Below are 6,460 nucleotides of genomic sequence, written 5' to 3' on the forward strand. Positions count from 1 at the left end.
TTGAACAAATTTTAATCCGTAAAGGGCAACAGACCCTAATATTAACGGCATTTATCGCCGCCACCTATGTAATACCAACCAACGCCGAGTTATACTCGGCGTGTTTTGTTTTAATTAAGAGCAAGTATGTCTACACAATTACGAATTTTTAAAGCGGATGCGGCATTAAAATGGTTTAAAGCGGGTTGGCTAATTTTTAAAACTCAGCCATTAACCTTTATCTTTATGCACTTGTTTATTGGCATTGTTGGCTTGTTGTCTTTATTTTTGCCGTTATTACAAATAGTCGCAGCATTGGCTACACCATTTTTAACCGCTGGTTTTTATCAAGCCGTGCTTACCAAGCAGCAAGGCGGAAAAATTATGTTAGCCGACATTTTGAAGCCCTTTTCAGCAAAAGGAAATCGGTTAGGCTTATTTCGCTTAGCGCTTTATCAAATGGGTGCCGGTATTTTAATTGCGCTGCTCGCCAATGGGTTATTTGCCGATGCGATGGCGGTTATGACGCAGCCTGACTTAGATCCTAATACAGCAATTAGCCAAATGCTTAAGAGTATTTCGTTTGCCAATGTGGCACTGTTTTTAATTGCGCTCTCAATTTACTTTACTTCGTTTGCCTATGCGGTACCGCTGGTTTACTTTAATAAAGAACAACGTATTTTAAATGCCTTAAAAAGTTCGTTTATGGTGTTTTATTATAATATTTTACCACTGAGTGTTTATGGTATTATTTGCGCATTATTAATGGTGTTGTCGATGTTCTTATCGCTACTACCGCTGTTGATTTTAATGCCAATTTGCTACATTAGTTTCTTTGTTTCTTATCAGGCTATTTTTATGCCCGTTGTGCCACCAAGTGATGACAGTAACATTAAGCCTTTAAGTAGCGAGCAAAGCGGGCGCTTTGACGCTTAATGGATGATACGTTAAAACAAAAGTTAAAAAACTATGTGCTTTGGTTACTAGGAAGGCAAGAGTATTCGCGCCGAGAGTTAACCCAAAAGTTACAGCAAAGAGAAGCAACCGACGAGTTCATAGAAAACCTGCTTGATTGGTGCGAAAAGCACAATTTTATTAACGAGCAGCGTTACTGTGAAGGGTTTGTAAGAAAGCACATATTTAAATGCCATGGCTTAAAGCGAATTCAAAGTGAGGCCATGAGTAAAGGGATTGATAGAGCACTGCTTGAAACAGTGATTGAAGAGCTGGAAATAGATTGGTTTGAGCTCGCGCAGGAAGCGTACAACAAAAAATATTCAACGACACCGGCAAACCTCGAGTACAAAGAAAAAGCTAAGCGCGTGCGCTACTTAATGTATCGAGGATTTAGCTATGATCAAATAAATTTTGCAATGCAAGCACAGTAAATACAGGTGAGACTTTCACATGCAGCACATGACTACCGCACAAATTAGGCAACAGTTTTTAGACTTTTTTGCCAGCAAGCAACACCAAGTTGTTCCTTCTAGTTCGCTCATACCGGGTAACGATGCCACGTTGTTATTTAATAATGCCGGTATGGTGCAATTTAAAGATGTATTTTTAGGCGCTGAAAGCCGCCCTTACACACGCGCAACTAGTTCGCAGCGTTGTGTGCGCGCTGGTGGTAAACATAACGATTTAGAAAACGTAGGTTACACAGCACGTCATCATACCTTTTTTGAAATGCTAGGTAATTTCAGCTTTGGTGATTACTTTAAGCAAGATGCAATTAAATTTGCGTGGGAGTTTTTAACTGAGGTTGTAAAACTACCAAAAGAAAAGCTGTTAGTAACTATTTATCATGATGACGAAGAAGCCTTTGGCTACTGGGCTAACGATATAGGCTTACCTGAAGATCGTATTATTCGTATTGCAACGAGCGATAACTTTTGGTCTATGGGTGATACCGGTCCTTGTGGTCCATGTTCTGAAATATTTTATGATCATGGCGAGCATATTTGGGGCGGTCCTCCTGGCACACCTGAAGAAGATGGTGACCGTTTCATTGAAATTTGGAACTTAGTATTTATGCAATACAACCGTCAAAGCGACGGAACTATGCTGCCACTTCCTAAGCAATCTGTTGATACTGGTATGGGCCTTGAGCGTATTTCAGCTATTTTACAAGGTGTGCATTCAAACTACGAAATCGACTTATTCCAAGGCTTAATTGCGGCCGCTGCAAGCGTTACTAATGCACAAGATATGGATGATAAATCGCTTCGCGTGGTAGCCGATCATATTCGTTCGTGTGCGTTTTTAATTTCAGATGGGGTTATGCCATCAAATGAAGGCCGTGGTTATGTATTGCGTCGTATTATTCGTCGTGCAGTACGTCACGGTAATAAGTTAGGTGCTAAAGGCGCGTTTTTCTATAAATTGGTTGCTGCACTTATTGAGCAAATGGGTCAAGCGTACCCAGAACTTGCTAAGCAACAAGAAATTATTGAAAAAGTACTGCGTATTGAAGAAGAGCAGTTTGGTAAAACGCTTGAGCGTGGTTTAGCTATTTTAGAAGAAAGCTTGAGTGATTTAACCGGGGATGTGATCCCAGGTGACTTAGTATTTAAACTTTACGATACCTATGGTTTCCCTGCCGATTTAACAGCCGATGTAGCGCGAGAGCGCCAAATGACCATTGACCATCAAGGTTTTGAAGCATGTATGGCAGTGCAACGTAAAACAGCACAGCAAGCAGGCAAATTTGGTGCAGATTATAATGAGCAATTAAAATCAGATAAGCACACTGATTTTAAAGGCTATGATAGTAATCATTACCGTGGCACTGTGGTAGAAATTTTTGCCGGTGGCGAATCGGTATCGTTATTAGAAGATGGTCAGCAAGGTATTATTGTTTTAGACCGTACTCCGTTTTACGCTGAATCAGGCGGCCAAATTGGTGATAGCGGAACAATTACTGTTGCCGGTGGTGAGTTTAATGTAACGAATACCACTAAATTGGGTAATGCTTTTGCTCATCATGGAACAGTTCAAGGACGTATTGGCGTTAACGATAAAGTGGATGCGACCATTGACGATGCGCGTCGTGAAAGCATTAAGAAAAACCACACCGCTACACATATTTTGCATGAAGCACTGCGTCAGCTTTTAGGTGAGCACGTATCGCAAAAAGGCTCACTTGTGCAGCCAGATCGTCTGCGTTTTGACTTCTCTCATTTTGAAGCTGTGACCAAACAAGAACTGCGCGAAATTGAACGTGTAGTAAATGACGAAATTCGTCGTAACTTTGCACTTAATACTGAGCTAATGGCAATTGAAGATGCTAAAGCAAAAGGTGCTATGGCATTGTTTGGCGAAAAGTACGATGACGAAGTACGTGTAGTAAGCATAGGTGATTACTCAATTGAGCTTTGTGGTGGTACACACGTAGAGCGTGCGGGTGATATTGGTTTATTCAAAATTGTATCTGAAAGCGGTATTGCTGCCGGTGTTCGTCGTATTGAAGCGGTAACAGGTGCAGAGGCAATTGCTTATGTAAGCGAGCAAGAGCAACAATTAGCTGATGTTGCAGCGCTTGTAAAAGGTGACAATACGTCAGTGCTTGAAAAAGTAACTGCCTTGCTTGAAAAGTCGAAAGGGCTTGAAAAACAAGTTGCCCAGCTTAACGATAAACTAGCCAGTGCGGCAGGTGCATCGTTACTTGATTCAGTGGTTGAAATTAACGGGGTTAAATTGTTAGTGGCCAACGTTGAGGGCACAGAATCAAAAGCGCTTCGCGGTATGGTTGACGACCTTAAAAATAAAATTGGCTCAGGTGTTATTGCCTTAGGTGTTGCCAGCGGCGACAAAGTAAGCCTAATTGCGGGTGTAACTAAAGACTTAACTGGCAAAGTAAAAGCGGGTGAGTTAGTTAATCACATGGCAGGCCAAGTCGGTGGCAAAGGCGGCGGTCGTCCAGATATGGCGCAAGCGGGTGGTTCTGAGCCACAAAATTTAACAGCAGCACTTGATAGCGTAACAGCTTGGTTAACTGAGCGTACTTAAGCTTAAGTGGCACTTATAGTTCAAAAATTTGGCGGCACTTCGGTAGGCTCAATAGAGCGTATTGAAGCGGTCGCCGACCTTGTTGTTAAAACTAAGCAACAAGGCCACCAAGTGGTTGTGGTGCTTTCGGCAATGTCGGGAGAAACCAATCGCTTAATTAATCTTGCCAAACAAATCGACTCTCGCCCGAGTAGTCGTGAACTCGATGTATTACTGAGTACCGGTGAACAAGTCTCTATAGCTTTATTAGCGATGGCGATTATTAAACGCGGTCATTCTGCGGTAAGCTTGTTAGCCGATCAGGTGAATATATTAACCGATAACATGTTCGGTAAAGCGCGGGTGGAAGACGTTGCAGCAACGCGTTTAAAACATGAGCTTGAACACAACCGCATTGCTATTATTGCCGGCTTTCAGGGGCGCGATATTGAGGGTAATGTGACGACACTTGGGCGTGGTGGTACCGATACCTCTGCGGTTGAAATAGCGGGTGCAATAAAAGCCGATGAGTGTCAGATCTATACCGATGTTGATGGCGTATATACTACAGACCCGCGTGTGGAACCTAATGCACGACGTTTAAGTCATGTCACCTTTGCCGAAATGCTTGAGCTGGCAAGTTTAGGCGCTAAAGTGTTACATATTCGCTCTGTAGAATCTGCTGGTAAACACAATGTTCCTCTGCGGGTGTTATCTAGCTTTAAACCCGATGAAGGCACGTTAATTAGTTTTGAGGAGTGCGACGTGACAAGCAATGTCGTATCGGGTATTGCATTTAATCGAGATGAGTGCTTAATTAAGGTGCATGGAATGCCGCAAGGCACCAAACATCTTGCAAAAGTTTTGAAACTTTTTGCTGATAATGGCATCGAAATAGATATGATTAATCAAATTAATCATAAAGTTGAAAAAGTCGACTATGTTTTTACTGTGCATTTAAATGATTACTTAAACGCACTTGATTTGTTAACGGCTGAGCAACAGCAATTTGATGCACAGGCAATTGACGGATTGACCAATGTGGCGAAAGTGTCAGCGGTGGGTATGGGGATGAAATCTCATTCCGGGGTAGCGAGCTTATTTTTTGATTCGTTAGCACAAGAAAACATTGATGTGATGTTTGTTGCCACCTCAGAGATCAAAATTTCAGTTTTAATAGATGAAAAATACCTCGAGCTGGCTGTTCGTGCATTACATAAGACATTTTTAACAGAAAATGAATAGATTGAGGGTTTTTACTTACTTTTTAGTCTAATTTTAATTAAACTGTTTGTTCGGAATCTTATAATTTTATTGGAACATGGGAGCAAGAGAATGCTAATACTAACTCGTAGAGTAGGCGAGACCCTGATGATTGGTGACGAAGTAACCGTTACTGTTCTGGGTGTTAAAGGAAATCAAGTTCGTATCGGTGTTAACGCACCTAAAGACGTATCAGTTCATCGTGAAGAAATTTACATGCGCATACAAGCTGAAAAGTCTAACCCTAATCCGGGCAATGCTTAATCAACATAGTATAAAATGTGCTAGTTAATATAACTATGACATTTGTAAAAGCCACTCACTGAGTAATGCGGATCGTTTAAGTTAATTGAACGATCTTTCAGAGGCTTCATAATAGGCTACAACAAAAGTTGTGGCCTATTTTTATGTCTGAATTTATTAAAGAATTACACCTTACTACTGAGTTTAGCCAAGATCGTGATATTGATTCGTTTACTAAGCATATTCCCCTTGAGTGGATTGAAGCAGCCGTTACTCAAACAGGGAGAGCCTCTGTGCGTAAACGACGTTTCCCCGCCGAGCAAGCTGCTTGGCTTGTATTAGGGATTGGTTTATTAAGAAACCGCTCAATATCTGAAGTCTGTGACAAACTAGAGCTCGCTTTTCCTGACGCTAAAGGAGAGCTCCCACCATTGGCGACTAGCAGTATTATAAAAGGGAAAGAAAAGCTAGGCGCAGCGCCTATGAAACACCTTTTTAAACATACAGCAACGCAGTGGGAGCAGTCGCAAACTTTTGATGACGTGTGTGGTTTAAAGCTGCTCAGCATTGACGGTACACAATTTAAAACTCAAGATACACCGAGTAACCGTCACTTTGGCTATGCTCAATCGACAACAAACTTCCCCTCAGTACTTGCTGTGACCTTGATGTCGACAAGAACGCATTTAATATCCGATGCAGCGTTTGGCCCCATTACTCAAAGTGAAATTCATTATGCTCAACAGCTTGTTGGCTCAGCACCTGAATATTCATTGACGCTATTTGATAGAGGTTTCTTTTCGGCTGAACTATTTACGAGCTGGCAAGGCGTTAGCGAAAATCATCATTGGCTTACACCCATCAAAAGCAAAATGCGCTATGAAATAACGGAGTCATTTAGCGATTACGACCACTTAATAACAATGCCTATTTCACCACAAGCTAAGAAATCAGCCCCTTACCTAGGTGATACATGGCAAGCAAGGCT

The 6,460-nt window shown here is 41.7% G+C and carries 6 protein-coding genes; all 6 read left to right on the forward strand.

Annotated features, from left to right (window positions below; all coding sequences use genetic code 11):
* Nucleotides 1-126 precede the first annotated feature (126 nt).
* Nucleotides 127-915: a BPSS1780 family membrane protein gene (locus CWC30_RS13210; protein ID WP_138627319.1), complete on the forward strand. Its 789-nt coding sequence runs from the start codon at nucleotides 127-129 to the stop codon at nucleotides 913-915.
* Nucleotides 915-1,367 carry a regulatory protein RecX gene (locus CWC30_RS13215; RefSeq protein WP_024601253.1) on the forward strand — a complete coding sequence of 151 codons (453 nt, stop codon included), beginning with the start codon at nucleotides 915-917 and terminating at the stop codon, nucleotides 1,365-1,367. Before CWC30_RS13210 ends, CWC30_RS13215 begins: the two co-directional genes overlap by 1 nt.
* 19 nt (nucleotides 1,368-1,386) lie before the next feature.
* A complete protein-coding gene (gene alaS / locus CWC30_RS13220; RefSeq protein WP_138627320.1) occupies nucleotides 1,387-3,987 on the forward strand; it encodes an alanine--tRNA ligase in 2,601 nt (866 codons plus the stop codon).
* Between the two features lie 6 nt (nucleotides 3,988-3,993).
* Nucleotides 3,994-5,211: an aspartate kinase gene (locus CWC30_RS13225; RefSeq protein WP_069439194.1), complete on the forward strand. Its 1,218-nt coding sequence runs from the start codon at nucleotides 3,994-3,996 to the stop codon at nucleotides 5,209-5,211.
* Nucleotides 5,212-5,301: 90 nt separating this feature from the next.
* On the forward strand, nucleotides 5,302-5,493 hold the full coding sequence (gene csrA / locus CWC30_RS13230) for a carbon storage regulator CsrA (protein WP_004587515.1): 192 nt from the start codon (nucleotides 5,302-5,304) through the stop codon (nucleotides 5,491-5,493).
* 143 nt (nucleotides 5,494-5,636) lie between these two features.
* Nucleotides 5,637-6,460, forward strand: an 824-nt coding sequence (locus CWC30_RS13235; RefSeq protein WP_138627321.1) for an IS4 family transposase, incomplete at its 3' end; no start/stop codon positions are given.

This window comes from Pseudoalteromonas sp. S4741 (assembly GCF_005886135.1).
GTDB classification, from domain to species: Bacteria; Pseudomonadota; Gammaproteobacteria; order Enterobacterales; family Alteromonadaceae; genus Pseudoalteromonas; species Pseudoalteromonas tetraodonis.

Coding starts and splice junctions, on each gene's coding strand:
- CWC30_RS13215 (WP_024601253.1), top strand. CDS start 915: ATGGATGATACGTTAAAACAAAAGTTAAAAAACTATGTGCTTTGGTTA.
- csrA (WP_004587515.1), top strand. CDS start 5,302: ATGCTAATACTAACTCGTAGAGTAGGCGAGACCCTGATGATTGGTGAC.
- alaS (WP_138627320.1), top strand. CDS start 1,387: ATGCAGCACATGACTACCGCACAAATTAGGCAACAGTTTTTAGACTTT.
- CWC30_RS13210 (WP_138627319.1), top strand. CDS start 127: ATGTCTACACAATTACGAATTTTTAAAGCGGATGCGGCATTAAAATGG.